Source organism: uncultured Brevundimonas sp. (genome assembly GCF_937870815.1).
GTDB lineage: Bacteria > Pseudomonadota > Alphaproteobacteria > Caulobacterales > Caulobacteraceae > Brevundimonas.
Map to the genome: position 1 here is coordinate 1 of NZ_CALMZS010000149.1, position 1,336 is coordinate 1,336.

General features: G+C 68.0%; 4 protein-coding genes. All 4 read right to left on the reverse strand.

Features of this window, described 5'->3' with window-relative positions:
• Positions 1-515: DUF4126 domain-containing protein (locus Q0588_RS09870; protein WP_298745787.1), on the reverse strand; the 515-nt coding region annotated here is incomplete at its 3' end.
• 61 nt (positions 516-576) lie between these two features.
• On the reverse strand, positions 577-951 hold the full coding sequence (locus Q0588_RS09875) for a GyrI-like domain-containing protein (protein WP_366872829.1): 375 nt from the start codon (positions 949-951) through the stop codon (positions 577-579).
• Positions 936-1,190 (reverse strand): hypothetical protein, encoded by a 255-nt coding sequence (locus Q0588_RS09880; protein ID WP_298745788.1) that lies wholly within the window; start codon positions 1,188-1,190, stop codon positions 936-938. The genes Q0588_RS09875 and Q0588_RS09880 overlap by 16 nt, the downstream gene beginning before the upstream one ends.
• Positions 1,191-1,207: 17 nt before the next feature.
• Positions 1,208-1,321, reverse strand: coding sequence for an N-acetyltransferase (locus Q0588_RS09885; RefSeq protein WP_298745789.1), 114 nt, complete (start codon positions 1,319-1,321; stop codon positions 1,208-1,210).
• Positions 1,322-1,336: the final 15 nt, after the last annotated feature.

Consider the following 1,336-nt stretch of genomic DNA (forward strand, 5'->3'; position numbering starts at 1 on the left):
ATCACCGTGAGGAAGGCCAGCACGTCCTCGATCAGCGACACCACCGGATTGCCCAGCCCGCCCGTGGTCGCCGTCGAGCCGACCCGGACCCCGGTCTGGGCCGCGTTGAAGGCCAGCGCCGCCGGCGCCCCGACGATCAGCCCGGCGACGGCGGCCGCCGCCGGGTCGACGTTCCAGAACACGCTGCCCGCGGCGATGGCCCCGGCGACCGGCCGGGTGACATAGCCGATGGCGTTCAGTCCGTGATCGATGGCCGGGACCTTGTCCCCGAGGAATTCGGCCACGGTGGCGGTCGCCAGCGCCGCTATGGCGGGCCAGGAAACCAGCCAGTCCATCTGATCGATCAGGCGGACGCTGAACATCTCGAACCGCGCCGCCAGCGCCAGCATCAGCAGCGGCAGGAAGGTGCGCAATCCCGTGGCCGACGCCAGCCCCAACCCCAGCAGGGCCGGCAAGACCCAGGTCTGCAACGGCCCTGCGGCGGCGCTGACGGAAGACAGGTCGAGGTCTGGCATCGCGGCGTTCCTTGTCGTCGAACATCACAATGCACGGGAACGCCTGCGCGCTCCATCGGCGTCAGGCGGCGCTCACCGGCTGGCGAAGGATCGTGCGCAGTTTCGCCGGCGCTGTCTTTCGGGGGTCGCCCAGATAGATTTCGTGATGCCTGCCGACGGGGACCAACCCTTGCCCGGGCAGGAATTCGTCATGCAGCCGCGCCAGGATCGGCCCCTCGTCATCGTAGGAACCGACATACAGGACCTGCACGCAGCGGCCCTCCTCGAGGCGCTCGGAGCGCAGACGCGACAGGGCGGGCGTCGGGTTTCTGGCCGCGATTTTTCCGACGGCGGCTTTGAACTGGTCCGGGGAAATCCAGTCCGGCTGCAGCATCATCATCGTCCAACGCCATTTCGCCTTGGCGCGCTGCCGGAAGGCCGTCATGTCGTCGGCCACCAAAGGCCTTCGAGCGGCGGCATGACATAGTCCCGACCGGCGGCCTTGCTGGCGAACTTCAGCGCATAGGCGACGCCATAGAGCGCCTCCACGGCCTCCGCATAGGCGGGCGCCGTATTGGGATCGCCTTCGCCGTCGACCATCAGATAGGTCAGCGGCGGCGTCTCGACGAAGGAAAAGCGATCCTTCGGAGCCGTGTAGAGGTTCTTGTGGACCTGTTTGAGATCAACCTTGCCCATCTCCGGCCTCCGGGACCTCAGGCCGTCAGATCCTCGAATTCGCGATGGCGCTTCAGCCAGGCCGCGGCATAGCTGCACCGGGGGGCCAGCTTCAGCCCCTCGGTCCGGGCATGCTCGGCCAGGGCCTGCATGAAGGCTCCGGCCGC

Coding starts and splice junctions, on each gene's coding strand:
- Q0588_RS09880 (WP_298745788.1), bottom strand. CDS start 1,190: ATGGGCAAGGTTGATCTCAAACAGGTCCACAAGAACCTCTACACGGCT.
- Q0588_RS09885 (WP_298745789.1), bottom strand. CDS start 1,321: ATGCAGGCCCTGGCCGAGCATGCCCGGACCGAGGGGCTGAAGCTGGCC.